General features: G+C 62.9%; 24 protein-coding genes, 1 tRNA gene and 1 pseudogene. 19 read left to right on the forward strand and 7 right to left on the reverse strand.

What is annotated here, in order from left to right; all coding sequences use genetic code 11:
• Positions 1-1,428 (reverse strand): aldehyde dehydrogenase family protein, encoded by a 1,428-nt coding sequence (locus ACRANW_RS01095; RefSeq protein ID WP_479432736.1) that lies wholly within the window; start codon positions 1,426-1,428, stop codon positions 1-3.
• 186 nt (positions 1,429-1,614) lie between these two features.
• Here ACRANW_RS01095 and ACRANW_RS01100 point away from each other — a divergent pair, with 186 nt between their 5' ends.
• The 3 genes from ACRANW_RS01100 to ACRANW_RS01110 all read left to right on the forward strand — a co-directional run bounded on the left by ACRANW_RS01100 (position 1,615) and on the right by ACRANW_RS01110 (position 6,249).
• Positions 1,615-2,319, forward strand: coding sequence for a glutathione S-transferase family protein (locus ACRANW_RS01100; protein ID WP_479432737.1), 705 nt, complete (start codon positions 1,615-1,617; stop codon positions 2,317-2,319).
• Between the two features lie 53 nt (positions 2,320-2,372).
• On the forward strand, positions 2,373-3,239 hold the full coding sequence (gene mtnP, locus ACRANW_RS01105) for an S-methyl-5'-thioadenosine phosphorylase (RefSeq protein WP_479432738.1): 867 nt from the start codon (positions 2,373-2,375) through the stop codon (positions 3,237-3,239).
• Positions 3,240-3,324: 85 nt separating this feature from the next.
• Positions 3,325-6,249, forward strand: a complete 2,925-nt coding sequence (locus ACRANW_RS01110; RefSeq protein WP_479432739.1) for a DUF2339 domain-containing protein — start codon at positions 3,325-3,327, stop codon at positions 6,247-6,249.
• 16 nt (positions 6,250-6,265) lie between these two features.
• Here the strand turns inward: ACRANW_RS01110 and ACRANW_RS01115 are convergent, their stop codons facing one another.
• From ACRANW_RS01115 to ACRANW_RS01125, 3 genes are all read right to left on the reverse strand, one after another.
• Positions 6,266-7,396, reverse strand: coding sequence for a pyridoxal phosphate-dependent aminotransferase (locus ACRANW_RS01115; protein ID WP_479432740.1), 1,131 nt, complete (start codon positions 7,394-7,396; stop codon positions 6,266-6,268).
• A gap of 31 nt (positions 7,397-7,427) precedes the next feature.
• Complete coding sequence (locus ACRANW_RS01120; protein WP_479432741.1) at positions 7,428-8,246, reverse strand: sulfite exporter TauE/SafE family protein; 819 nt, start codon at positions 8,244-8,246, stop codon at positions 7,428-7,430.
• Positions 8,247-8,488: 242 nt separating this feature from the next.
• Positions 8,489-8,565, reverse strand: a tRNA-Arg gene (locus ACRANW_RS01125).
• A gap of 158 nt (positions 8,566-8,723) precedes the next feature.
• Here ACRANW_RS01125 and ACRANW_RS01130 point away from each other — a divergent pair.
• The 14 genes from ACRANW_RS01130 to ACRANW_RS01195 all read left to right on the forward strand — a co-directional run bounded on the left by ACRANW_RS01130 (position 8,724) and on the right by ACRANW_RS01195 (position 20,788).
• Entirely contained in the window at positions 8,724-9,110 is a 387-nt protein-coding gene (locus ACRANW_RS01130) for a hypothetical protein (RefSeq protein ID WP_479432742.1), read from the forward strand.
• A gap of 52 nt (positions 9,111-9,162) precedes the next feature.
• Positions 9,163-9,675 carry an MmcB family DNA repair protein gene (locus ACRANW_RS01135; RefSeq protein ID WP_479432743.1) on the forward strand — a complete coding sequence of 171 codons (513 nt, stop codon included), beginning with the start codon at positions 9,163-9,165 and terminating at the stop codon, positions 9,673-9,675.
• A gap of 56 nt (positions 9,676-9,731) precedes the next feature.
• Entirely contained in the window at positions 9,732-10,508 is a 777-nt protein-coding gene (locus ACRANW_RS01140; RefSeq protein WP_479433978.1) for a sterol desaturase family protein, read from the forward strand.
• A gap of 89 nt (positions 10,509-10,597) precedes the next feature.
• Positions 10,598-10,960, forward strand: coding sequence for a DUF2141 domain-containing protein (locus ACRANW_RS01145; RefSeq protein WP_479432744.1), 363 nt, complete (start codon positions 10,598-10,600; stop codon positions 10,958-10,960).
• Between the two features lie 108 nt (positions 10,961-11,068).
• A complete protein-coding gene (locus ACRANW_RS01150) occupies positions 11,069-12,805 on the forward strand; it encodes a PAS domain-containing protein (RefSeq protein ID WP_479432745.1) in 1,737 nt (578 codons plus the stop codon).
• Positions 12,806-12,927: 122 nt separating this feature from the next.
• Positions 12,928-14,295, forward strand: coding sequence for a M48 family metalloprotease (locus ACRANW_RS01155; protein WP_479432746.1), 1,368 nt, complete (start codon positions 12,928-12,930; stop codon positions 14,293-14,295).
• Between the two features lie 40 nt (positions 14,296-14,335).
• Positions 14,336-15,064 carry a DsbA family protein gene (locus ACRANW_RS01160; protein ID WP_479432747.1) on the forward strand — a complete coding sequence of 243 codons (729 nt, stop codon included), beginning with the start codon at positions 14,336-14,338 and terminating at the stop codon, positions 15,062-15,064.
• Positions 15,065-15,076: 12 nt separating this feature from the next.
• Entirely contained in the window at positions 15,077-16,087 is a 1,011-nt protein-coding gene (locus ACRANW_RS01165; RefSeq protein WP_479432748.1) for a M48 family metalloprotease, read from the forward strand.
• Between the two features lie 86 nt (positions 16,088-16,173).
• On the forward strand, positions 16,174-17,412 hold the full coding sequence (locus tag ACRANW_RS01170; protein ID WP_479432749.1) for a sensor histidine kinase: 1,239 nt from the start codon (positions 16,174-16,176) through the stop codon (positions 17,410-17,412).
• A complete protein-coding gene (locus tag ACRANW_RS01175) occupies positions 17,409-18,215 on the forward strand; it encodes a LytR/AlgR family response regulator transcription factor (protein ID WP_479432750.1) in 807 nt (268 codons plus the stop codon). The genes ACRANW_RS01170 and ACRANW_RS01175 overlap by 4 nt, the downstream gene beginning before the upstream one ends.
• 88 nt (positions 18,216-18,303) lie before the next feature.
• Positions 18,304-19,176 (forward strand): carboxylating nicotinate-nucleotide diphosphorylase, encoded by an 873-nt coding sequence (nadC, locus tag ACRANW_RS01180; RefSeq protein WP_479432751.1) that lies wholly within the window; start codon positions 18,304-18,306, stop codon positions 19,174-19,176.
• A 23-nt stretch (positions 19,177-19,199) separates the two neighbouring features.
• Positions 19,200-19,628, forward strand: coding sequence for a hypothetical protein (locus tag ACRANW_RS01185; protein WP_479432752.1), 429 nt, complete (start codon positions 19,200-19,202; stop codon positions 19,626-19,628).
• Positions 19,621-20,340, forward strand: coding sequence for a ribonuclease T2 family protein (locus tag ACRANW_RS01190; RefSeq protein ID WP_479432753.1), 720 nt, complete (start codon positions 19,621-19,623; stop codon positions 20,338-20,340). The genes ACRANW_RS01185 and ACRANW_RS01190 overlap by 8 nt, the downstream gene beginning before the upstream one ends.
• 31 nt (positions 20,341-20,371) lie before the next feature.
• Complete coding sequence (locus ACRANW_RS01195; RefSeq protein ID WP_479432754.1) at positions 20,372-20,788, forward strand: SPFH domain-containing protein; 417 nt, start codon at positions 20,372-20,374, stop codon at positions 20,786-20,788.
• Between the two features lie 127 nt (positions 20,789-20,915).
• Here ACRANW_RS01195 and ACRANW_RS01200 read toward each other — a convergent pair whose 3' ends face one another.
• Positions 20,916-21,413 (reverse strand): DUF4168 domain-containing protein, encoded by a 498-nt coding sequence (locus ACRANW_RS01200; protein ID WP_479432755.1) that lies wholly within the window; start codon positions 21,411-21,413, stop codon positions 20,916-20,918.
• 429 nt (positions 21,414-21,842) lie between these two features.
• On the opposite strand from ACRANW_RS01200, the pseudogene katG reads away from it, so the two are divergent.
• Positions 21,843-24,009, forward strand: a pseudogene (gene katG, locus ACRANW_RS01205) (catalase/peroxidase HPI).
• A gap of 161 nt (positions 24,010-24,170) precedes the next feature.
• Here katG and ACRANW_RS01210 read toward each other — a convergent pair.
• Positions 24,171-24,599 (reverse strand): nucleoside deaminase, encoded by a 429-nt coding sequence (locus ACRANW_RS01210; protein ID WP_479433979.1) that lies wholly within the window; start codon positions 24,597-24,599, stop codon positions 24,171-24,173.
• Positions 24,600-24,659: 60 nt separating this feature from the next.
• Complete coding sequence (locus ACRANW_RS01215) at positions 24,660-24,905, reverse strand: hypothetical protein (RefSeq protein WP_479432756.1); 246 nt, start codon at positions 24,903-24,905, stop codon at positions 24,660-24,662.
• Positions 24,906-25,141: 236 nt separating this feature from the next.
• Between ACRANW_RS01215 and rpmB the strand changes: the two genes are divergently transcribed.
• Positions 25,142-25,429: a 50S ribosomal protein L28 gene (rpmB, locus tag ACRANW_RS01220; RefSeq protein ID WP_479432757.1), complete on the forward strand. Its 288-nt coding sequence runs from the start codon at positions 25,142-25,144 to the stop codon at positions 25,427-25,429.
• The last annotated feature ends 31 nt before the right edge of the window (positions 25,430-25,460 follow it).

A 25,460-nucleotide genomic window follows, 5' to 3' on the forward strand; every position in this document is an offset into this window, starting at 1 on the left:
TCAAGCCGGGACATTGTCCTTCTTGACCGTGATTACCTGCGCATAGGTGAATTCCTTCAACCCTTCCTTGCCGTATTCGGCGCCAAAGCCGGACTGCTTGTGCCCGCCAAACGGCGCGAAAGGCGACAGGTGCAGATATTCATTGACCCACACCGTCCCGGTTTCGAGCTGTTCGGCGATCTTGACGCCGTTGTCCGGATTGCCCGTCCACACGGCCCCTGCAAGACCGTATTCAGACGCATTGGCGCGCGCGATGACTTCTTCCTCGGTCGAAAACTTCATCAACGGCATCACCGGGCCAAACTGCTCCTCGGCCACGATCCGTGCGTCTTCGGGCGGGTTGTCGATGATCGTCAGCGGCACGAAGTAGCCGGTGCCCGAAGGATCGACATTACCGCCGAGCAGGAACTTGTAGCCGTTGTCCTTGGCGTCCTCGATCAGCTCCACCACGCGGTCAAACTGCTTCTTGTTTTGAATCGGACCCACACCAGTGCCCTGCTGCGCGCCGTCACCCACGGTCACGGTCTTGGCGAATTCGACGATGGCGGCGGACAGCTCGTCATAGATATCCTCGTGGATATAGACGCGCTTGGCGGCGACGCAGATCTGGCCTGCGTTGGAGAAGCTTGACCAGAACAGCTGTTCGGCGACCTTCTTCGGGTCCGCATCAGGCAGCACGATTGAGGCGTCATTGCCGCCCAGTTCCAGCGTGATGCGCTTGAGGTCTGCCGATGCGCCCTCCATGATCTTCTTGCCGGTTGCGGTCGATCCGGTGAAGGTGATCTTGTCGATATCGGGGTGGCCGGTCATCAGCGGGCCGAGATCATCCTCACCCGTGATGATGTTCACGACACCGGCAGGCACCTTGTCCGCGATCAGTTCAGCGATGCGCAGGGTGGTCAGCGGCGTGAAGGGTGATGGCTTCAGCACGATGGTGCAGCCCGAAAGCATCGCGGGCGCGATTTTCTGGATCGCCATCATCACCGGGAAGTTCCACGGCACGATCCCGGCGACCACGCCCACCGGCACGCGGCGAGTGCGCGACAGGCGCGTGTCGCTGTCTTCGGTCACTTCGTCATCGAGATTGAGGGTGGATTGCGCCGCGCTCATCCCGGCAGCGCCATAGATTTCACCCTTGGCTTGATCGTGCGGTTTGCCCTGTTCGCTGGTGAGCAGGCGGTAGAGTTCGTCAGCGTTCGCCTTGATCGCGCCCGAGATGGCCATGATCGCGGCGCGGCGCTCTTCAATCGGCGTGTTCTTCCAGGTTGTGAACGCGGTGCGTGCAGCGGCGACGGCCTGATCAAGCTCGGCCTTGCCACAAGCCGGGACCTGGCCGATCACCTGCTCGGTGGCCGGATTGACCACATCGAGCATGCGGTCAGTGGTGACCATCTTGCCGCCAATCAGGTTCTTGTACTGGGTGACCATATCTATTCCTCTCAAACGAAGCGGGAGTCGTCTCTCTCCTGCCCAAATTGGCGCGTTGCATCGCAAAACGCAATCGCTGCTGTGGAACCCGTGTACGCCGCCCAATCCCGCCCGGCCACTGGCGATTGCGCTATCGGCGGTGGCCCCTAAAGAGGCGGCGAGAGATGCTTTCGAGGAGAGAAATGCGTGACCGATTCCCGCCCTGATCTGGTAATTTACGGCAGCCCGGTATCCCCGTTCCTGCGCAAGATCGAAGGCGTTTGCATCGCCAAGGGTGTGGCTTACGAGATCGAGGCGGTGAACGTGTTTGCCCCGCCGCAATGGTTCCGCGATATCTCTCCGATGAAACGCATCCCGGTGCTGCGCGACCGTTCGGTGGCGGAAAACGGCGTGGCAGGCACGCTGCCCGATTCTTCCGCAATCTGCGCCTTTATCGAGAAAAAGCACCCGGCGCCTGCGCTTTATCCCGATGATCCGATGGCGTTGGGTGAGGCGCTGTTCATTGAAGAATACGCCGATACCGCGCTCGCCATGGCCGGAGGGCTGGGCATCTTCCGCCCGATCTTCTTCGCCGTGTCAAAAGGCCAAGAACCCGACCTGGACAAAGCGCGCGATGCCTGGACAAACCAGCTTCCGCCGGTGTTCGACGTGCTCGAAGCGCGGCTTGCCGGACGCGAATACTTCGCGGGCGATGCGCTTTCGATTGCCGACATAACCGTGGCAACCGTGCTGATGCAAATATCGCTGGTGGCCGAAACGCCGATTGACCGCTGGCCCGCCTTGTCCGCGCATTTCACCGCGATGCAGGCGCTCCCGCTGATCGCGCAGCCCTATGCGGCGGCGGACACAATCATCCGCAAGGCCTTGCCCACCCGCTTCGACCTGACCTAAGCCCCTCCTCCCACGCCCCAACCCAAGGGGCGAGCAACGAACAGGCAAGCAGCATGGCCAGCGAATGGTGCATCGGAATCATCGGCGGATCAGGGCTTTACGCCATGGACGCCATCGAGGACGCGCAGTGGATCGCGATCGAGACGCCGTGGGGCGATCCTTCGGACGAAATCCTGTGCGGCACGCTGGCCGGGGTGAAGGTGCGATTCCTGCCACGCCACGGGCGCGGGCATCCGATTACGCCCACCGAACTAAATTCGCGCGCGAATATCGATGCATTGAAGCGCGCCGGGTGCACTGACATTCTGGCGATCAGCGCGGTCGGGTCTTTGCGTGAGGAGTTGGAGCCGGGACGCTTTGCCGTGGTCGAACAATTTATCGACCGCACTGTACACCGCGCCTGCACCTTCTACACCAGCGGCTTTGTCACTCATGTCTCGATGGCCGATCCGGTCTGCCCCCGCCTGTCGCAGATGGCCGCTGAGGCCGTGGCCGAGGCGCGCGGCAAGGTGGCAGTCGGCGCGACCTATCTCGCCATGGAAGGCCCGCAATTCTCCACCCGCGCCGAAAGCCGGATGTATCGCCAATGGGGCGCGGACGTGATCGGCATGACCGCGATGCCCGAAGCCAAGCTCGCCCGTGAAGCCGAGCTGCCCTATGCGCTGGTGGGGATGGTAACCGACTATGATTGCTGGCGCGATGGCGAGGCTGTCGATGTAGCGCAGGTGGTCGGGCAGATGCAGACCAATGGCGCGCTGGCCCGCGCAATGGTGGCCAACTTCATCGCCGCCCTGCCGGAGGAGCGCGAACCGTCACCCATCGACTTCGCGCTCGACGATGCGGTCATCACCGCGCCGGACGAGCATGATCCCGAAGTTATGGCGAAGCTGGATGCCGTGGCCGGGCGCTTGTTTGCGTAAACCGGGGAACACGCGCACGTCTTCCTGGCTCACAAGCATTGTCGATTGCAAAGCCCCTGCACCGCCGCGATGAAGGCACCGGATCATGGACGGCTTTTTAACCCTTCTGTTTGGCGGATTTCTCGTGGCCGCGTGGCTGCGGATCGACAAGCTCGAACGCCGGATTGCCGACCTTGCAAAGCAGCTGGACGCGGTACGCTATGCTCCGCGTTCCCCGGCGGATGCACTGGTTGCGGCGCAGCCGATTGTGCAAGTCGCGGCCAAAACAGCGGCCATCCCGGTTGAAACGAAACCTGTAGCGAGCGCGCCGCCGCTCGCTGAGGAGCCGCAAGTCGCCTCCACCTCGCCGGCCGCTACCGATGAAAGCGCGCCGGATGTGGTGAAGCCAGCAAAAGCGCCGCGCAGTTTTTCGTTCGATTTTGAGGATATTTTTGGGCGCCGCTTACCGATCTGGGGCGGTGGCTTTGCGTTGGCGATTGCTGGGATCTTCCTCGTGCGCTTCTCGATTGAAGCGGGCCTACTGACTCCGCTGGTTCGGGTTGCGATGAGCTTCGTTTTTGGCATCGCGCTGTTGGCGGGCGCGGAAACCGCGTTTCGATTCGATGCAAGGCTGGCCGATCCGCGTGTGCGTCAGGCGCTTGCCGGTGCAGGGCTGGCAACGCTCTACGGCGCCTTTTATCTTGCAGGCACATCCTATGGCCTGATCGGCGCCGGCGCCGCCTTCATCGGGCTTGCCAGCGTTACCGCCGCGGCGATTGGCCTGTCGTTCCGGTTCGGTCTGCCTAGCGCCGTGATCGGGTTGGTGGGTGGCTTCGCCGCGCCGCTGCTGGTCGACAGCGACGGTGCCAATGTCCCGCTGCTGTCCTTTTATCTGGCACTGATCTGCGGCGGTCTGGCGTGGAGCGGCCAGACCCAAGGGCACCGCTGGCTGAGCTATGCGGCGCTGGCGGCGGGCCTGGGCTGGGGCGTGTTGATGATGCTGGCGGGTGTTTCCACCAGCTCGGATTTCGCGGCGCTGGGGGTCTATCTGGTGGTGCTGGGCACTGTCCTGCCGGCCTTCCTTCACGCCAAGGGCGGACCGCGCCTGCCGCACCTTGCCGCAGGTGCGCTGGCAGCCTTGCAAATGGCCGTTCTGGTCAGCAATGCGGGCTTCGTGCCCTTGACGTGGGGGCTGTATCTGCTGATCGGCGCAGCGCTGGCGGGCCTTGGCTGGCGGTTCGCGGTGCTGCGCCCCGGAACGCTGGTTGCAGCAGGCCTTGGCCTTTGGCTGCTGATCATCTGGCCCGATCCCGATGCGAGCTTCTTCGCGCTGGTGGCCGCCGCGCAAGTGGCAATCTTTGCCGGCGTATCGCTCGCCCACCATGGGCGCGGGCGCGCAGGGCTGCTCGATCTTGCGCAGCTTGGCACTGTCTGCCTGTTCATCGCGATCGCCGTTTACGTACGCTACGGCAGCTGGAACGCAGATGACAGCGAGCCTGTGCTGGCGGCTGTCTGTGCCGGACTCGCCCTGATTCCTGCGGCGGCCTTCGCACTGCTCTGGCGGCGCGGGGAGGAGGCGCGGACACGCGAAGCGGTGGCCGTGCTGGCGCCTGCTGCCTTGCTGGGCTTTGCCGCGCTGCTCATGTTGACCCCGGCGTGGCTCGCCCCGGTCATGGCGGCAATCGTGAGCGCGCCGTTGCTGTGGTGCCATGCCCGCCGCGATGCACCCGCCTTGCAGGGCGCGGCCTGGGCCGGGGCGGCGATTACGCTGCTCGCCCTGGCCGTGACACCAGGCTTCGAAAACGAATTCACCCAGTTGGGCGACCTAGCCCTGCCCGCCGACATGCTGCGCGCCGTGGTGCGCTGGGCAGCGACAGCAGCGCCTTTTGCCACCATGGCCGTGATCACCCGCCGCCTTCCCCCTCGCCATGTGGCTGAGGCTTTCGCCGTCGGCCTGACCTATGGCGTCATGGCGCAGGTTTTGCCCAGCGTGGCGCTGGCCTGGGTTGCCGCCGCAGCGGCCATTGCCTTGCTCCTGACCCAGCCCGCCCGCATCGCGGCATGGGCGACCGCGCTGGCGATTGCGGCGGCGTGGTCGGTGGTGCCGCTGGCTGCTTGGGCGACAGCCGGAGCGCTGGCGCTGATCGGCCAGCCATTCATGGCAACCTCGGCTGTGTCTCTGGCGGATCTGGCTGTGCGGATCGCTCCGCTCTGGACGGCGCTGGCCGCGCTGTGTGGGACCGGCCGGAGCCTGCGGCGTGATGTCCACGCCGCCGCGCTGCTCGGACTCGGAGTCATCGGCGCGGTCGTGCTCCACAGCGTCTACAAGCAGCTTTTCGCCATCAACTCGCTGTTCCAGTTTGAACACTATGGCATGGCCGAACGCACCCTGTGGCAGGGGCTGCTGGTGGCAGGCGCCCATGCGGCGGGGCAGAGGCTGCCGGCAGAGGTACGGCGTCCCGTCAGCCTCGGTCTGCTTGCTGCGGCGCTCGCGCATTTCGGCGTGTTCACCCTCGTCCTGCACAATCCGTTGCTGAGCGTGCAGCACGTCGGGCCGACCCCGATCGCTAACTGGCTGACACCTGCCTACGCCATCGCAATCGCCGCGCTGTGGCTGGTGCAGACCCAGTGGCACACTGTCTCCGCCGCCGTGCGCACGGCGGGGGAGGCGGCGACAATGGTCCTGATTGCGCTGCTGGCCTATTCGCTGCTGCGACAAACCTTTGCCGGTTCGGTTCTGACCGCCAGCGAGGTGAGCCAGACTGAAAGCCTGCTGATCTCGCTTCTCGGCATTGTGCTGGCGATGGGGTTCCTGTGGTGGGGATCATGGCGCGCGACGCGCAGCTGGCGGATCGGTTCGCTGGTGCTAATGCTGGCCGCCGTCATCAAAGTGTTCCTGATTGACGCAGCGGGTCTTGAAGGGCTGCTGCGAATCGCAAGCTTCATGGCGCTGGGCTTCAGCCTGATCGCCATCGGTTGGGTTTATTCGCGCCAGCTTTCCCAGCGAAAGGGCGGCGCAGACCCCGTTTGAAGGCGAAGGATGCGCTTTACGCCCACAGCCTCTGCGCCAGTTCGGGAAGTGCGGCGGCATAGCGCGACACGTCCTCGATCCGCCCCGTGCTGACCCGTGAATAGCCCTTCCACGGGCCGTAAGCGCCGCGGATGGAAATGCCGCGCTCACCCATCGCATCGCGCAAGGCGTTGGCATCGGGCACCTTCACAAACACGAAATTGGTCTGCGATGGCAGCGCGGAAAGGCCGGCCTGCGCCACCGCATCCATGATCATCGCCCGCCCTTCCAGCACGGCGGCGCGCGACTGGCTCAGGAACGCCGTATCGTCATAGCTGGCGATCGCTGCGGCAAGTCCGGCCAGATTGCCGCCAAAGCTCATCAGGTGCGATTCTATGCGTTTGGCATTGGCCTCGCTGGTGATGGCGTAACCCACCCTGAGCCCTGCCATGCCGTAGATCTTCGAAAAGGTGCGGCACACGATCACATCAGCGCCGCTGCGCACCAGATCGATCATGGCATTGTCTTCAGGCCGGTCGGTCAACTCATTATAGGCTTCTTCCACCAGCAGGGTCGCGTGCGGGGTCACTTGTGCTGCAAAGCGGCGCAGCGCGGCAGGCTCGATCAGCACGCCGGTAGGGTTGTTCGGGTTGCACAGCTGCACCAGCGCCGCGCCGTCCGGTGCCTTGGCCGCCATCGCCGCAAGATCGACTGTCATGTCCGCGGACAACGGCACCCGGATCGATTCTATGCCCTGCCGCTCGCCATAAAGAACCGTCGTGTCCCAGAACAGATCGGGGCACAGGATCGCGCCATCGCGTCCCCAGGCAAGCGCGATGGCGCACAGGATCTCGGTCGATCCCGACCCGACCACCACCTGCGCAGGCGCAACGCTGTGCCGTTCAGCAATCATCGCGGTCAGCCGTTGCAGGCCGCGATCTGCGTAATAGCACCCCATCTTCGACGTCTCGGCAATCGCCCGCAGCGCCGATGGAGCCGGACCATAGGGATTCTCGTTCCGGCTAAGCAGCGCCTGCCCGATCTTCGGTCCGAAATCGGGTTCGACCATCGGCGTGACGGTCGCGGCCCCCAGAGCCGACAATGGCAAGGCGCCAAGCCCGCCTGTCAGACTGGCACCGGCGATGAAGGATCGGCGAGTGGTCGGCATGGGCAGCGTCCTTTCGATAACAGAAAAAAGGTCAGAACTTGGCGATCATCAACACGCCGATGCATGTGAGGTAGAGGCCGAACACCCGGCGCAAGATCGCAGGCGACAGCATATGCGCCGCCGCCACGCCCAGCGGCGCAAACAGCACCGAAGTCGCGATCAGCACCGCAGCGGTGGGAAGGTTGATAAAGCCGAGCGAACCCCAGCCGCGCCCATTCTCACCAAGTCCGATCAGGACAAAGCCGAGCGTCGCCGGGATCGCGATCACTGCGCCCATCCCCGCTGCCGTGCCGATCGCACGGTGGATCGGCGTGCCGCAAACGGTCATGGTCAAGGTGGTGAGCGTACCGCCGCCAATGCCAAGCAAGGTCGAAAACGCGCCCAGCGCACTAGCAATTCCAGCACGCGGCAATCCGGATGGCAGCGCAGCGAACAGCGGCGCACCCTGCCGCGCCGGGAGCAGGAAGAACACGGCAAAGGCCAGCACCCCCGTGCCGAAGATCACGGCGAGATGGGCGCCCGATACCCAATCGGCAAACACCGTGCCCACGGCTGTTCCCAGCACCACCCAGATCGCCCAGCCTTTCAGCAGGCCGAAATCCACCGATCCGCGCTTGGCATGGCTGCTGGTTGACCGGATCGAGGTGAAGATGATCGACGCAAGCGAGGTACCCACCGCAACACGCGCGGTCTGCTCTGGCGACACACCCAGCACCGGCAGCAGGAACATCAGCGCCGGAACAACCACAAACCCGCCGCCGATGCCGAACAGGCCGCCGGCAAAACCGGCCGCTGCCCCTGCCATGGCAAGAGCCGGCAGCGCCAAGGCGAGTGGAGTGAGAGTGCTCATGCGTGGCAAAGAATACGCCACCCGCTTTGCGCGCCAAGCAGAATATTGCCGTGCGACATGGGGTAAATACCCCATATAGAGAAGGGAGAACGTGCTCGAATTCTCACGAATGGAGAAAGTGTTCGATCCCATTACGATCGGGAAAAAGTCCGTTTCTTCCCGATGTTAACTATCGGGGCATTCCCCGCCGGAAAGCACTCTGCGATCATTGACCAGATTGGCCATGAGATGTCTGAGAAATATGGTGCACCCGACAGGATTCGAACCTGTGACCTCTGCCTTCGGAGGGCAGCGCTCTATCCAGCTGAGCTACGGGTGCCCGGCGCTGCAAGACAATCTTGCGCGCGGCGCAGCGCTTAGCAAGTGGCATCGCTGCGCGCCACACATTTGTGCCGTCGATACCATGACACGTCTGATCGCAGGATCCGCACGGGTCGGCTTAACCAATCGGCAAGGCCGCGGGCATAGGCTTGCTGCATGGCCACCCTTCCACCCCAATCGATTCTCCCTGAGGCCACCCAGCCGCGTCCGGAGGATACCGCGCCTGAAGTGCTGGCCGAGGCGCTGGTGGCGCTTCACGGACAGGCTGCCCGCCTTGCGTTGCTTGCGCGGCTCGCACCCGAGCCGGTAGAGATTGGCGGCGAACTTGGCACAGTGATCGCGCGGGCAACGCCGCAGCAGCGCGCGCTGGTCTCGCAGACCGCCGCCGATTGCGCAGCAATGCTTGAAAGCGGGCTAGCCGCGCTTGCCACCCTTACGCGCCGCGGACAGGATACGACCGCCCCCGCGCTGGCGCTTTGGCGGGAGTTTCATGCGGCGCGCAGCGCGATGGCGCGGGTGCTTTCACCCTCAACTCAAGGCTGATCCCACCCTAACGCGACTTGACTGCGTTCTCCCTTCGTTCCAACGCTGCTGCATGTCCAGCGCGCCTGTTGCCTCATCTGATTCGCCTGATTCGTGTGATTCGCCTGCGTTGTGCGCTGCAGATGTGGCGCGCGGGATCGGGCGATTGTTTGCGCGCAACGGCATCTGGTGCCTGTCCGAAGTGCCATTGAAGAACGGGCGGCGCGCCGATCTGATGGGGCTCGATGCCAAGGGGCTGATCGTTATCGTCGAGATCAAGGTCGCACGCGCTGATTTGCTCGGCGATGCCAAGTGGCCCGATTACCTCGATTTTTGTGACCGCTTCTATTGGGGTCTGCCGCCAGGACTGGATCGTGCGCCGCTTGATGGCGAGGCCTTTCGGCCGCAGACCTGCGGCGTGATCGTGGCGGATGGCTATGATGCCGAGATTCTGCGGCCCGCCGCGCTTGATCCGCTGGCCACGGCCCGGCGCAAGGCCCAGATCGAAAGCCTCGCGCGGATCGCGATGCGGCGGCACATGGCACTGCTCGATCCGCTTTGCACATCGCTCGATACACTGGCGTAGCCGGCGAGCGAGATTGCCCTGTCGCGGGGTGCAAATTTGCGGCATAGCTTGTGACTATGTTTACCGCTGATCTTCCGCTTCCCCTTGCACTGCTGTCCGTCAGCATTGCCGTCACGCTGATTGTGGCGTTGCGTTATCTTCTTACCAGCGGGTTCTTTGCTTTTGTCACCACCAAGGTGCGGCCCGGCCTCTATGGCGGCAAAGGCGCGCAGATCGCACGTGAAGTGCGCTGGTCGCTCTTGTCGGCGGCGATCTATGGCGTGCCGGCCGGGATCGTGTTGTGGAGCTGGAACCACCACGGCTGGACCGCGATCACCGCGGATTGGGCTGCGCTGCCACTGTGGTATCACCCGCTGTCTTTCCTGATCTATCTCTTCGTGCAGGACACCTGCTTTTATTGGAGCCACCGCTGGATGCACCGGCCCAAGTGGTTCCGTCTTGCCCACGCCGTCCATCACAACAGCCGCCCGCCAACCGCGTGGACCGCGATGAGCTTTCATCCGATCGAGGCTTTGACCGGCGCATTTGTGATACCGGCGCTGGTATTTGTAGTGCCGATCCACATCGCCGTGCTGGGCATGGTGCTGAGTGTCGCGACTCTGATGGGCGTCACCAATCATATGGGCTGGGAGATGTTTCCGCGCTGGCTCGTTCACTCCCCGTTGGGGAATTGGCTGATAACCGCCAGTCATCACGAACGTCACCATGAGGAATACAGATGCAACTTCGGGCTATATTTCCGCCTCTGGGACAGGTTGTGCGGCACGGACAAGGGCCTGTCGCGGCGGATCGTGGCCGAAGCCGGGCACGAGACCCGCGTGCTCACGCCCTGAAAGCAGGCGCGTGGGTGTTGGCGGGTATCGGCGCAAGCCTTGCTAGCACCTTGGCCGCAGCCCCGGCTCCAGCGAAAGGGGGTGAGGTCGTGATCACCGTCACCGATTTGCGATCAGCCGATGGCGTGGTGCGCGCCTGCATGACAACCCGCGCGGACGTCTTTCCCAAGTGCATCAAGGATCCTACCGCGCACCGCACCGTGGTGCCCGCGTCCGGCAAGGTCGAGATCCGCTTCACCGGGGTCAAACCGGGCCAATACGCGATCGCGCTGCTTCATGATGAAAACGATAATGGCAAGGCCGACCGGGCAATCGGAATGATGCCCAAGGAAGGCTTTGGCTTTTCGCGCGATGCACCGGTCAAAATGGCGCCGCCCAAGTTCAAGGACGCCGTTTTCACGCAAGGCGAAGGCAGCAGCCGCGTGTCCATAAAAATGCGGTATTTCCTGTAGGCTCTCAAGCACCTGCCCCCAACATTCCGTAAGCCATTTAACGGGATGTTTACCACGCTCCGCCAGAACCTGACGGGAACTGGATCACCTAGGGGCGGAAATATAGCCATGGACACTCTGCGCGGCACCTTTGATCCCGATGCGAATGCGGATCGGGCATGGGATGCAACCGATGACGACAGCGGCGATTCGGCCCGGAACCACGAAGCGCCGCCGCATGCCATCGGGCAGGACGAGCGCCGGATGCAGGTGCGCGCGTATAATCATTGGGCCAGCCTGCTGGGCGAGCGCATGTTCCCCAATATCGAAGACCTTGATCCGGAACATCTGCCGGATTTCGGACCCCATTCAGTTCTGCTGGATTTCAGCCATGGAGTCGATAATCCGTCCGTCTGCTATCTGGGCGCAAAGCTGGCGCTGGAATGCGGCGCCACCGGCATTATCAATCGCCTTTCGGACGTTCCGCCGCGCTCGTTGCTGAGCCGGATCACCGATCACTACATGCAGATCCTCGCCAATCAGGCGCCGATCGGGTTCGAGGCGGAGTTCGTCAACCACGCCGGCGTTGCGATTCTGTATCGCGGCATCCTGCTGCCTTTTTCGAGCGACGATCAGACGATCGATTTCATCTATGGCGTGATCAACTGGAAGGAAATGGCCGACCAGTTGACGGCGGACGAGCTGCTGCTTGAAATTGACCAGGCGCTGGAACTGGGCGCGGAGCTGGAGATCGGCACCGAACCCCGGCTGCGCGCTGCCGATCCGGTCACGCAATGGGCCGATTCGCCCGCGCACGAAAGCGACGAAGCGGAACCGGTCGATGGTTATGTGCAGGTGGCCGACCTTTCGGACGGCTTTGACGATGGTTATGCGCGGCTCTCTCCGCACGATTTCGACTCGGCTGACGACGCGCAAATGCCAGATTTCAGCCAGTTCAGCCTCGGCGCCGATGACGACGAAGACTATGATGAGGAAGATGGCGAGGGCGAAGTGGCCGGCTACAGCTTCGCCTCGCTGGCCGATTACATCGAAGCACCAATCAAGAAGGCCATCGATTTGACCGGGCTTGAACCGATGCCGGAAGACAACGCGCCCATCGAAGCGGATCACGGTCTTGGCGATTTCGGACCTGAGGTAGAATCTGAACCGGAAGCTGTCGCCGCTCCTGTGGTCGATACCGCGGCCGCCGCCGAGCCCCTAGCCAACGATGACGATATCTTGGCGGATGATTTGCCCGATGACGCCGGGCTTTACGATTGCCTCGTGCTGGCCCGCGAATTCGCCCGCGCCGCCGACAATACCGAAGACCGCAGCCGCAGCGCGCTGTATGCCGCAGTCAGCCGCGCCTATGACTTCTCGATCGCGGCGCAAGCCGCGCCCGAAGACTATGCCGAACTGATCGCAGAAAGCGGACTGACGGTGCAGGACCGCGCGCCGATGACCCCTGTCGTCAAGCTTGTGTTCGGGCATGATTATGACAAAACCCGGTTGACCGAATATGCCGCCGTACTGACCCACGCCCACCGGCTTCGCCTGGCGCGCGGAGCTCTGGCGCACGTCCTTGAGGAGACCGAAGGCGGGGTCAAAGCCATCGTCAAGGCTGAACGCCGCCTGCGTCGCGAAGAGCAGGGCAAGCCGGTCGAAGACGCCGCTGCCGTGCGCGAAGCGTTGGCGCAGCAGTTGCGGGCGATGGAGGCGATCGCGCTTGAACAGCTCGACGGCGCGGATGCCGAATTCGCGCTGGTGCTGATCCGCCGGGACGAGATCGGGTGCGCGGAAATCCTTGCCGAAGTGCCTGAAGATGTTGCCCTGATTGAACGCGCCGCCCGCAAGCTGTTCGGTTAAGCCAACGCGGCAAAGCCGTTCTGCAAGGGCTCTCCAGCAACGCAGATAGCGCATAACCTTCGCCAGCAAGCAACGGCGCCCTTCACTTTGCGTTCAGGCGCAATCGCGGTAGGGTAGGTCTAATGCGCGGTCGCCCTCATCCTTTCGCCTTTGTCCTCGCCCTGTTCGCGAGCGCGCTGATCGCGATGCAGCCGGTCGCCGCACAATCGATCCTGCGCGATGCCGAGACCGAGCAACTGCTCAAGGACATGGCCGCGCCTCTGATCGAGGCCAGCGAGCTTGAACCGGGCAATGTTGATCTGGTGCTGATCAATGATGGTTCGATCAACGCGTTCGTTGCCGGCGGGCAGGCGATCTATGTCCACTCCGGCCTGATCAACGAAGCGGAAACCGCCAACGAAGTGCAAGGCGTGCTGGCGCATGAATTGGGGCACATTACGGCCGGACACGTGGTCCGATTTGGCGAACGTACCAAGAAAGCCACCAACATCTCGATCCTGTCCCTGCTTCTGGGCGTCGGCGCGGCGCTGGCAGGGGCCGGTGAAGGCGCAATGGGGATCATCGCCGCCGGGCAACAGGCCGCAATGGGCAGCTTTTTGTCCTTCAACCGCGATCAGGAAGCTTCAACCGATCTGGCCGGAGCGCGTTACCTTTCGGGCTCGGGCATCACCGGCAAGGGCATGGTCAAGTTCTTTGAGCGGTTGCGCGGCAATGAAATCCGGGCCGGATACAGTCAGGCCGACGAAGCGGCCTATGCCCGCACCCACCCGCTTTCGGGCGACCGTATCCAGGTCTTGCGCGGCCTGCTGGAACAGGATCCGGCCTGGGACGTCCCGCCCGATGTGCCGTTGCAGGAACGCTTTGTGCGGGCCAAGGCCAAACTGTTCGGCTATCTGGCTGAACCGCAGCGCACCTTCAACGCCTATCCCTTGCGCGATACCAGCATTCCAGCGCGCTATGCCCGCGCCTATGCCTATCACAAAGAAGCGCGGGTCGACATGGCGCTGGCAGAAGCCGACGCGCTGCTCGCTGCCGAGCCGGACAATCCGTGGTTTCTTGAACTGAAAGGTCAAGTGCTGCTTGAATCCGGGCGGCCCGAAGATGCGCTTGCCCCCTTGCGCCGCGCCACCGATCTCACCCGCGCGCATCCGCTGATTGCCGGAATGCTCGGCCATGCGCTGATCGCGACCGAGGACAAGGCCAATTTCGTCGAAGCCGAAAAGGTGCTGCGCGCATCCGTGCAAAAGGACCGTTACAATCCCTTCGCGTGGTATCAGCTTGGCGTGGTTTACGAAGCCCGCGGTGATACTCCGCGCGCGCGCCTTGCGAGCGCCGAAGTGCAGGTGATGAACCGGCAATATCCCCAGGCCCTCGCCAATGCCCAAGCCGCCGAGGCGTATCTGCCTTATGGTTCGTCAGACTGGATTCGCGCACAGGATGTTGCGCTGGAAGCCCGCGCCGAACTGGAACGGTTACGCGACCGGCGCTAGGCTGGCGTTGTTTCACCCGCTCACTGACGGAATTCATCACATGTCCACCCCGCCCCTTCCTCCTGTGGTTGCCGATGCGCCGCGCACGCTGGTCGCCACCGTGCTGACGGCGTTCATGGCGCTGGTGTTCGGCTTTTTGGGCGCGGCGGCGTGGTCCTATTCCGGCCTTGCGGACAACCGCACCCGCACCTTCCTGCTCACCAATCCCGATCTCCTGCCGCAAATGGCGCAGGCCTACGAAGAACAAGAGGCCGGCAAACGGCTCGCCCAGATGGGCGGCGAGGTGTTTGAACCGTTTCCCGGCGTGGTGCTCGGCAATCCCGGTGGCAGCAAGGTGCTGGTCGAGTTCACCGATTACAATTGCCCCTATTGCGAGGCGAGCCTGAAGGACGTGAAGCGGCTGGTGGCCGAAGACCCGGATCTCAAGGTGGTGATCCGCGAATGGCCGATCTTCGAGGGCAGCGATGCGGCCTCGCGCATGGCGCTGGCGGCAGGCCTTCAAGGCAAGTATGGTGCGTTTCACGAAGCGATGTTCGCCACCGGCGATGTGATGCAGGCGGCAGACGCGGCTGGGCTGGATAGAAGCCGGGCCGCCCGCGATGCAGGGTCTGACGCCGTGTCAAACGAGATCGCCCGCAACCTCGATCTCGCCCGTTCGCTTGGTTTCACCGGCACGCCCGCCTGGATCGCGGGACAAAAACCCATCGGCGGAGCGGTCGGCTACGATAAGCTGAAGGCCGCTCTGGCCGCATCACCCAACGCCGGATAGGAGGCGCGGGTGATGCAGGTGTTTGCCTTGGCCGCACTGCTTGCGACCCAGCCGGACACGCCATCGTCACCGCTGATGCCGCCGGATCCCTTGGTCGACTATGCCGCTGAACGTGCGGCGATCGGGCATTACCAGGATGCCGATCAACGCTTGCAGGATGTGGGCTGGCGTCTGGCCCGCAGCAATGCGCCGTTCTGTCCCAAGGTCGTGCCATCGATCGGGCTGCAATTGCAGGATATGGCGAGTTATGGCGCGCCTGCCATAGCCCGCACAGCGTTGGACCTGCAGGGCGACTTTGCTGTGCAGACCGCCGCACGTGGATCGCCCGCGTCACTCGCAGGGGCTTTCACGCGCAATCGCGAGATTGTCCGCCTCGAAGGGATTGATCCCAACGGCTGGTCCGGCGGGCCTGCGATGAACTGGCAGCGGCTGGTGCGCGCCCATGATCATATCGACGCGATACTGACCGAACATGGCAGCATCGCCATCAGCTTTTCAGGCGGGGACACTTCGCGGCTTCAACCGGTAGATGTCTGTGCCACACGGTTCGAATTGATGGGCGAAGGCAAGACGGCGGTGGCCGACGGGGCGCGGGTGGTGATCGGGATCGGCTTTCCCGCCTTCGCCTACTCTGACGAGCCTTTATTCGCCGCTTTGGTCGCGCACGAACTGGCGCATAATGTGCTGGGCCATGATGCCTGGCTCGATCGCAATGGCCGCAAGCCGCGCCTGGTGCGCCGGATCGAGCGCGAGGCAGATCGGCTGGCCCCGTGGCTGCTCGCCAATGCGGGCTATGATCCGCAAGCCGCCGTCGATTTCATGAAACGCTGGGGCGCCGCGCATGATGCCGGCTTCAGGATGCGGCGCAATCACGAAGGCTGGGATGAGCGCGCCACGGCGATGGCGGGCGAAGTCCCGCTGGTGCGGGCGGAAATGGCGCGCGAAGGGAAGGCCGATTGGGCCACGCGGTTTCGCCGCGAGATTGACCCGGCCAGCGGTCTGCTACCAAGACCGCAGCGGTGATCCATGCGCCGAGCCGTGGCACGCCAGCGGCGGCAGCTGCAATTTGCGGTGTGGTTTGCGATGAAATGAGCTAGACCAATCAGGTTATGGCAGTGCTCCAGATCCAGGCGGCGCCCTTTTTCGCCAGCAAGAACCGGGCGTTCTGGAACCTCCAACTGGCGGGATGGACCGGCGCGTTCATCTACCGCGGCGTGGTTGCTGTTTCAAACGCTCAGCCGCTCGATCTGCTGGCACTGGTGCTGATTACCACCATCACCGGGTTTTCGATCAGCCTGATCCTTTCGGTCATTTACCGCTATCTCATCAAGCAGCAGCCGATTGTCACTTGGGGTCTGACAGCCTTTGTGCTGATGTTGGCCGTGATTCTCCACACCTCAATCGATACCTGGGTACAAGGGATCTACTACGGGGTCAGCCGGGACACCACCTTTGCGCAGCGATTCGTCGGCCTATCGTATCTTCCGCTTATCATGCTGGGCGGATGGAGCGCGCTGTATTACGCGATCAATTTCTTTCTGACAGTAGAGCAGCAGGCCGATCGGCTCGAACGGCTCGAAGCGCAGGCCACCGCAGCGCAGCTGGCGATGCTGCGGTACCAGCTCAACCCGCATTTCCTGTTCAACACGCTCAATTCGATCAGCACGCTGGTGCTGCTGAAACAGACCGAGCCTGCCAATGCGATGCTGACCCGCCTGTCAGGCTTCTTGCGACACACGCTGATCGCGGAGCCGGGGAGCCAGGTGACCTTGGCGCAGGAGGTGGAAACCTTGCAGCTCTACCTCGACATTGAACGGATGCGGTTTGAGGAGCGTCTGCGCACCCATTTCGACATTGATGACGCCGCATTCAGCGCGCAACTGCCCGCGATGCTGCTGCAACCCCTGGTCGAAAACGCGATCAAATATGCGGTCAGCACGCAGGAAGAAGGTGCACGCATCGCATTGACAGCGCGGGTGATCGGGGATCGGCTGCGGCTGACGGTGGAAGACACCGGGCCAGGCATCGAAGATATGCAACGCTTTACCGCACGAATCGCCGCCGATACTTCGGGCACGCCTGCACAGGGTCGTCCCGTGTCCACCGGCGTCGGCCTCGCCAATATCCGCAATCGTCTGGCGCAGGCTTATGGCGACAGACACCTGTTCGAAACCCGTTCGGAAGCTGGGGGCGGCTTCACTGTACTCATTGAAATCCCCTTCACCCGGGCCGCTGTGGCTGAACCTGTCTCGCCAGCTTCAGGGGCTTCGAGTCCGGTGGCTGACGGAACATTCGGCAACATTGTCCCGTTGAACCCCCCGCAACGAACGATCGGAAACCCCGCATGACCATCAGAACCATCCTCGTCGATGACGAGAAGCTCGCGATCCAGGGCCTGCAACTTCGGCTTCAGGCTTTCGAAGATGTTGTGATCATCGACACCTGCGCCAATGGCCGCGAAGCGATCCGCAAGATCAAGACCGAGAAGCCCGATTTGGTCTTTCTCGACATCCAGATGCCCGGCTTTGACGGCTTTTCCGTCGTCAAGGGTGTGATGGAAATCGAACCGCCCTTGTTCGTGTTCGTGACCGCTTACGAAGAGCACGCAATCCGCGCCTTTGAAGCCAACGCCGTCAACTATCTGATGAAGCCGGTTGACGAACAGAAACTTGCCGATACCATTGAGCGCGTGCGCCAGCGTCTTGCCGAAAAGAAGTCGGCCGAGGATGCCGGGCAATTGCTTGACGTGCTCAACCAGATCGCCCCCGAGCGTGCAGCAGACTTCGTCGAGACCACGGCCCCCGCCGCCGAAAGTGCTGACCGGTTTGAAAAGCTCATCAACGTCAAGGATCGCGGCCAGATCTTCCGCGTCGAAGTCGATACGATCGAACATATCGAGGCCGCAGGCGATTACATGATCATTTCCACTGGCGACAATTCGCTGGTATTGCGTGAGACGATGAAGGATCTCGAGCGCCGCCTTGATCCGCGCAAGTTTCAGCGCGTCCACCGCTCGACCATTGTCAATCTCGACCTTGTTCGGCAGGTGAAACCGCACACCAATGGCGAATGCTTCCTGGTGCTGGAAAGCGGCGCCGAGGTGAAGGTGAGCCGCAGCTACCGGGATGTCGTGGCGCGGTTCGTGCACTGATTTTGTTGCGAAGGCGCCTCCGCGCCTTCGTCCTCGCTAGGCGCACGGTCGTGCTTGCGGTCGCTTTGCGACCGTTTATTGAGGGCGTATGACCTTCACTCTCCCGGGCCTCGACCTCGCCAAGTTCATCCGCGAAACACTAGCCGAAGACTTGGGCGAAGGATTGCCGGATGGCGGCCGGGATGTGACATCCGAAAGCGTGATCCCCGCTGATGCGCGCTTTTCCGGGGTGATGGACAGCCGCGATGCCATCGTCGTCGCCGGACTCCTGCTGGCCGAGGCGTTCTTCCGCAAGCTTGATCCGGACTGCACGATTGAAATGCTCGTCCACGATGGTGACAAGGTGCCTGCAGGCACCGATCTGATGCGCATTGAAGGCCGCGCCCGTGCGCTGCTGACAGCGGAGCGCAGCGCCTTGAACAGTGTCCAGCACCTATCGGGCATCGCCACACTGACGCAGGCCTATGTCATCGCGATGCGCGGGACGGGTGGCAACCCGGCCTGCACGCTGCTGGATACGCGCAAGACCATTCCGGGCCTGCGTGCCCTTGAAAAATACGCCACCCGTCAGGGCGGCGCGCAGAACCATCGGATGGGCCTGTGGGACGCCGCGATGATCAAGGACAACCACGTCGCGGTCGCCGGCAGCGTTGGCGAAGCCGTGCGGCGTGCGCGCGATGCGGGGGTCCAGAAAATCATTTGCGAGGTTGATCGTCTCGACCAGATCGAACCGGCGCTGGCCGCAGGTACGCATCACCTGCTGCTTGACAACATGGACCCGGCCACCCTGGCACAGGCCGTCGCGTTGGTTGCAGGGCGCGTGCCGACCGAAGCGAGCGGCGGCGTCAATCTCGATACCATCGCGGCCAAGGCCGCGAGCGGGGTCGATTACATCTCGGTCGGGCGCCTCACGCAGAGCGCGCCCGCGGCAGACATCGGCTTGGATTTTTCCCCGGCATGATCCCGCCTTCCCGCACACGCCCGATGAGCATCAACATCTTTGCGGCGGCCTTTCTTGCAGGCGCCGTGGTGACGTTCCTTGACGGTCTGCAGGATATTGCCGCGCTGCAGGCGGTCTTTGCTGCCAATCTGCCCAATTTCGAATGGTCGCGCGATGCCGTGATCGTCACGCTCAGTGCGCGTCTTTCGATTGCGCTGATCCCAATCGCGATGGTGTGGCTTTCAGCGGTGCGGTTCGCGCGCTGGATGGTGACGGTGCTGGCGCTGGGAAAGCTTCTGAATGTGCCAGAAGGCATTGGGCTGATCGCGGCGGGCAACCCGGTCGACAGGGCGTGGCTGACGGCACTTGTGCTGGCGCTGATAGCGGTAGCCATGCTGTTCACACCTGCCAGCAACCGCTGGTTCGCCCGCAAACCTGACGCAGAGGAAGACGGACCTGCGGTGTTTGAATAGCCTGCGCGTGCCTTTGTGTGTGGCGCTATCGCTGGCCCTGCCGGTCGCAGCGCAGGCACAAGCCTATCAGTGCCGCACGCCGCAGGTCTCGTCCGTTCCCGCAATCACCCCCGATGGCCCGCGCCGCACGCTCCCGATCACCGGATACACCCTCGCGCTGAGCTGGAGCCCGGAGTTTTGCAAGCCGCGCCAGCAGGATCGCAGCCATGCGGTGCAATGCGCCGGAGCCAACGGCGTCTTCGGACTGGTTGTTCACGGGCTATGGCCGGAAAGCGGGCAAAGCTGGCCGCAATGGTGCGCTGCCCGCCCTGGGCTTACTCCTGCGCTGACTCCGGCGCAGATCCGCGCCAATATGTGCCTGATGCCGTCCGCGCGCTTGATTGCGCGCCAATGGGCCAAGCATGGCAGTTGTATGGTCACGCGCCCAGCCAGTTACCTCAAGGTGATCAGCATCCTGCGATCGGGCCTGCGCCTGCCCGATTATGACCGCATCAGCCGTGAAGACAGCCTGACCGCAGGGCGGATCCGCGCGGCGCTGGCCGATGCCAATCCGGGCTGGCGCGAAGAGGCCATCGGGGTAAAACTGAATGCGCGCGGCTGGCTGGAGGAAATCCGGCTATGCTATTCCAAGACGTTTCGCCCTGTGCGTTGCGCCCCGTCGCGCTGGGGAGCGAAAGATACTGTTCCGGCCAAAATCTGGCGGGGCCTTTGATCGTTTCACACTAACAGGAGTCGCATCTTCGATGAACGCCACACGCAATGTCTGGAGCCTGGTGATCGGTGTCGCCTTTTTGCTGATCGTGGTGGTTGGCGGCGGATTGGGCTCATGCGCCGCATACAATTCAATGCGGGTCTGGAATGCCGAATCCGCAGGCGAAGCAGAGCTTGCGCAGGCGCGCCAGAATCGTCAGATCGCTACGCTGGAAGCTGAAGCCAAGCTGGAAAGCGCCAAACTGCTCGCGCAGGCGGAAGTCGAGCGCGCCAAGGGTGTGGCCGAAGCCAACCGCATCGTCGCCAACGGGTTGGGCGGGCCGGAAGGCTATCTGCGTTATCTCTACATCGAGAACCTGTCCCAATCGCAGGGCAAGATCATCTACGTCCCGACTGAGGCCGGTCTGCCGATTCTGGAGGCGGGCAGACGCGGCGAGGAGAGGCGTTAAACCAACGACGAGGCGCCCTGCTCGCAAAGGCAAACGGCCTTGCCTACCTTCTCCTGCCAAAAGGCCCCCACCGCAATGCGGCAGGGGCCTTCGGCAGGTGACGGAGATTATGTCCCGGCGTTTGGAGTCAGCCGGCCGACTCTTGCAGCTGCCGCGCTGCAACCTGCACGCGCTGAGCCACTTCGGGATCGGACTCAATCGCCATTGAGATCGCGTTGAAGGTTTCAACATCGATACCGGACTGCGCCACGACCTCCACGATCTGCTCTTCACTGGTCGCCGGATCGTTCTGGAGTTCCTGGATCTTCAGCGCCGCGGCGGCGAAGCCTTCAATCTGGGCGTCGGAAAAATTGGCGTCAGTTGCTGTAGCGTCTGGAGCCGGAGCGTCAGCCATCTGCTCAACCGGTGTGGTGCCTTCGGCGGGCGCCTGAGTGGTGGCTTCGTAATCCTGATCCGGGGTCATGCCCTGCGGCGCCATCTGCGCTGTTGCACCACTGGCCATAACAAACGCGGTGCCTGCGAGGAAAGTTTGGAGAAGTTTCATTGCAAATTCCTTATGTTGTTTGGTCCCTGTGCCGTCAAGATTGAGCGATTTTGCAGTCTTGCCAACCACTGACCAGTCCAAATGTGTCTGGATCAAGGCAGATGATCAAAGCCGTTTCATACGCACGATAAGCTGCGCCCTGAGCAGGCCGGGCACCATCGGCGCTCTGCGAAAAATGCGTCAATCAACCCGAAGTGATCGCTGGCTCGGGTTTTGCGGAAGCTCCGGCCTCGCAACGCCTCATCGGCCAAGTTCATCGCCAAACCCCATCACAGTTATCGCGACAAGCCGTTTTCCCGATGCGCCGACCTGCCTTAGTCACCCCTCGTCCGCACAGGGTCGGTGCCGATCGCGACGCGTGTCGAGGTGGCCGGTCAGGGCGTAACCAACGAACAACACAGACGGGGTTCATTCATGACAATTCGACTGAAGGGGCTGTTGCTCCTGTCTTCCACCTTCCTGCTGGCTGCACCTGCGCTTGCGACGCCTCCGGGCTTCAACGAGCCGGGGATGGCCCGCGCCGCCATGCCGCAAACGGAGGCCGCACCTCGCAATGTGCAAGCATGGTGGCCGGACGTGGTCGACCTTACGCGCCTGCGCCAAAACGAATATAATGCCAGCCCGAACGGCCCGGATTTTGATTACGCGGCGGAATTCGCCAAGCTCGACCTCACTGAAGTCAAAGCCGACATCAACGCGGCCTTGACCGATTCACAGGAATGGTGGCCCGCAGACTACGGCAATTATGCCGGTCTGTTCATCCGCTTGGCCTGGCACTCGGCCGGCACCTATCGGTCGGGCGACGGGCGTGGGGGCTCGGACGGCGGACAGATCCGGTTCGAGCCGCTCAATTCCTGGCCCGACAATGGCAATCTCGACAAGGCCCGCCGCGTGCTGTGGCCGGTCAAGCAGAAGTACGGCGCGGCATTGTCATGGTCCGATCTCATTATCCTTTCCGGCAATGTCGCGCTGGAAAACACCGGCTTCAAGACCTTCGGCTTTGCCGGGGGGCGCGCCGATGCGTGGGAGCCGGAGCTGGTGTACTGGGGCCCGGAAACCAAGTTCCTGACCTCGCAGCGCAATGCCGAGGGCGACAATCTCGACACGCCGCTCGCCGCGTCGGAAATGGGGCTGATCTACGTCAATCCCGAAGGTCCGGAAGGCAACCCGGACATCCTCAAGTCCGCTGAGCAGATCCGCACCACCTTTGGCCGGATGGGCATGGATGACGAGGAAACCGCCGCGCTCGTGATCGGTGGACACACCATCGGCAAGATGCACGGCGCGCGCAAAGCCGCCAATTGCCTTGGCAAGGAACCGGCTGCTGAAGGCGTTGAGGCCCAGGGTTTCGGGTGGAAAAACACCTGCGGCACCGGTGTCGGCACGGATGCGACCACCAGCGGCCTTGAAGGCGCCTGGACGGTCACGCCGGTGCAGCGGAGCAGCAATTACCTCCAGAACCTTTTGCGGATTCGAATGGACGCTGACCACCAGCCCGGCCGGCGCCAAGCAGTGGGAGCCGGTCAATGCGGCGGACGTGAAGGTTGTCCCCGATGCCTTTGACCCCGATGTCACCCACGCTCCGGTGATGCTCACCACCGATCTCGCGCTGCGATATGACCCTGCTTACGGTCCGATTACCAAGGCCTGGGCCGAAGATCCGGCTGCAATGGATGCCGCCTTCGCGCGCGCCTGGTTCAAACTGACCCACCGCGATCTGGGCCCCAAGGCGCGCTATGTCGGGACGGAGGTTCCGGCCGAAGATCTGATCTGGCAGGATCCCTTGCCGCGTGCGGATTACGCCGCGATCGATACGGGCGATATCGCTGGGCTTAAGAACGCGATCCGCAAAGCCGGCCTCAATCGTTCGGATCTGGTCCGCACCGCGTGGGCGTCAGCCGTCACATTCCGCGATACGGATATGCGCGGCGGCGCGAATGGTGCGCGCATCCGGCTCGCGCCGCAAAAGGACTGGGGTGTCAATGATCCGGCCACCATCGCCACGGTGGTGACGGCGCTGGAAAGCATCGCTGCCAAGTTTAACGCCCAATCGGGTGCGAAGAAGGTGTCGATTGCCGATCTGGTGGTGTTGGGCGGCGTCGTTGCTGTCGAGGATGCGGCCAAGGCGGCGGGACAGACTGTCGCCGTGCCGTTTACGCCGGGCCGGACTGACGCAACCGAGGCCCAGACCGATGCCGCATCCTTTGAGTTGCTGCGCCCGGCAGCCGACGCATTCCGCAACTTCTACAGCGACAGGGCTCGCCTTTCGCCGATACAAATGCTGATCGATCAGGCCGATACGTTGGGATTGACCGTTCCGGAAATGACGGTGCTGGTGGCCGGTATGCGGATGCTCGATGCCAATAGCGGCGGTGCGAAACACGGCGTCTTCACCGACACGCCCGGTGCGCTCTCCAACGACTTCTTCGTGAACCTGCTCGACATGGGCAACACCTGGAAGCCGGCCGAGACCAAGGGGCTTTATGAAGGCCGTGACCGGGCGACCGGCGCGCTCAAGTGGACAGCCACCGAAGTCGATCTGGTGTTCGGCTCGAATTCAGAGCTGCGCGCCGTGGCCGAAACCTATGCCGTCGCCGGCGGCGAGGCCAAGTTCGCTCAGGACTTCGCCAAGGCTTGGGACAAGGTCATGATGCTGGACCGTTTCGATCTGCGGTAAGATAACAACGCAGCGAGGCGCCGGGAACGAAACCCGGCGCCTCGTTGATCTTGCGACTTGGCCATTCACCCAGCGCAAGCGCGGGGTCGAACAGACTCTCAGGTCCCGTAGTTTGTTGCTATGACGGTGGCTACTGGTTGCGAGGTCAGCATGGTCTGCGACTATCGCCGATCCCGGAAGAATGCCCGCAGCACCGATGCGGCCTCGGCCTCTGCGATGCCGCTGTACACGTCAGGGCGGTGAAGGCATTGGGCCTGCGCGAATACGCGGGCGCCATGTTCGACCGCGCCGCCCTTGGGGTCACTGGCAGCATAATATAGCCGCGCAATCCGGGCGTGCGCGATGGCGCCGGCGCACATCGCGCAAGGTTCAAGAGTAACCCACAGTTCGCATCCGGTCAGGCGTTCATCGCCCAGCGCCTGCGTGGCGCGGCGGATCGCCAGGATTTCAGCGTGAGCGGTGGGATCGTGGTCAGTGCGCGGGCTGTTATACGCCTCGGCGATGATAACCCCATCTTTGACCACCACGGCGCCGACTGGAACCTCTCCCGCAGCGGCTGCGATGCGGGCAAGCGAAAGGGCGCGAGGCATGAAGCTGCGGAATTCCGCATCGCTCACACCCCGCGCCCTCACTTTACCATTCAGACGCGATTATTCGCTGCCGGTGACAGGCTCACCTTCGGCGTCGCCGGGCATCGTGATGTTGACGTCAGGAACTTCAACTGTCGTTTCCTTGGTGCCGACATCGACGTCAGCGGTTTCAACGTCATATTCCGGCATCTGGCCGCCTTCGACGCTTACGTCCGGCATTTCGCCTTCCTGGGTCTGGTCGACATCGCATGCCGCAAGGCCCAAGGCAGAGGCAAGAACGAAGGTGGTGGCGATAATGCGCTTCATGAGATTCTCCTTTTGGCCTGATTGCAAAGACATTCCCGTCAGGCCACGGGCATACAGGCCAGGCGAGGCCACCAATGTTCCATGATGAACGGCCGCCCTGCGGCGAAGCGTGCCGCTCGCAAGACAGGCCGAAGTGCCATTCACAAACAGCGCATCGGGCTTGACGATTCGCAACGCGCCGCTTATGCGACCCGCTTTCCCGGATTAGACCCGAACTTTACAAGAAGAGAAACACCATGTCGCGCATCTGCGAACTGACCGGCAAGGGCCGCATGACAGGCAACAATGTCAGCCACGCCAACAACAAGACCAAGCGCGTGTTTCTGCCTAACCTGCAGAACGTGACGCTGATGAGCGAAAAGCTCGATCGCAGCTTCAAGTTCCGCGTGTCGACCCACGGCCTGCGCTCTGTGGAGCACAATGGCGGGCTTGATAACTGGCTGATGAAGACCAACGACGAAAAGCTGTCGACCAACGCGCTGAAAGTGAAGCGCGAATTGGTCAAGGCGCAAGCCGCAGCCTAAAGTTCGCCTGCCCGTCAGGGCGATGGCGTCG

The sequence above is a fragment of the Erythrobacter sp. 'gip.4 top 5' genome, assembly GCF_056495765.1.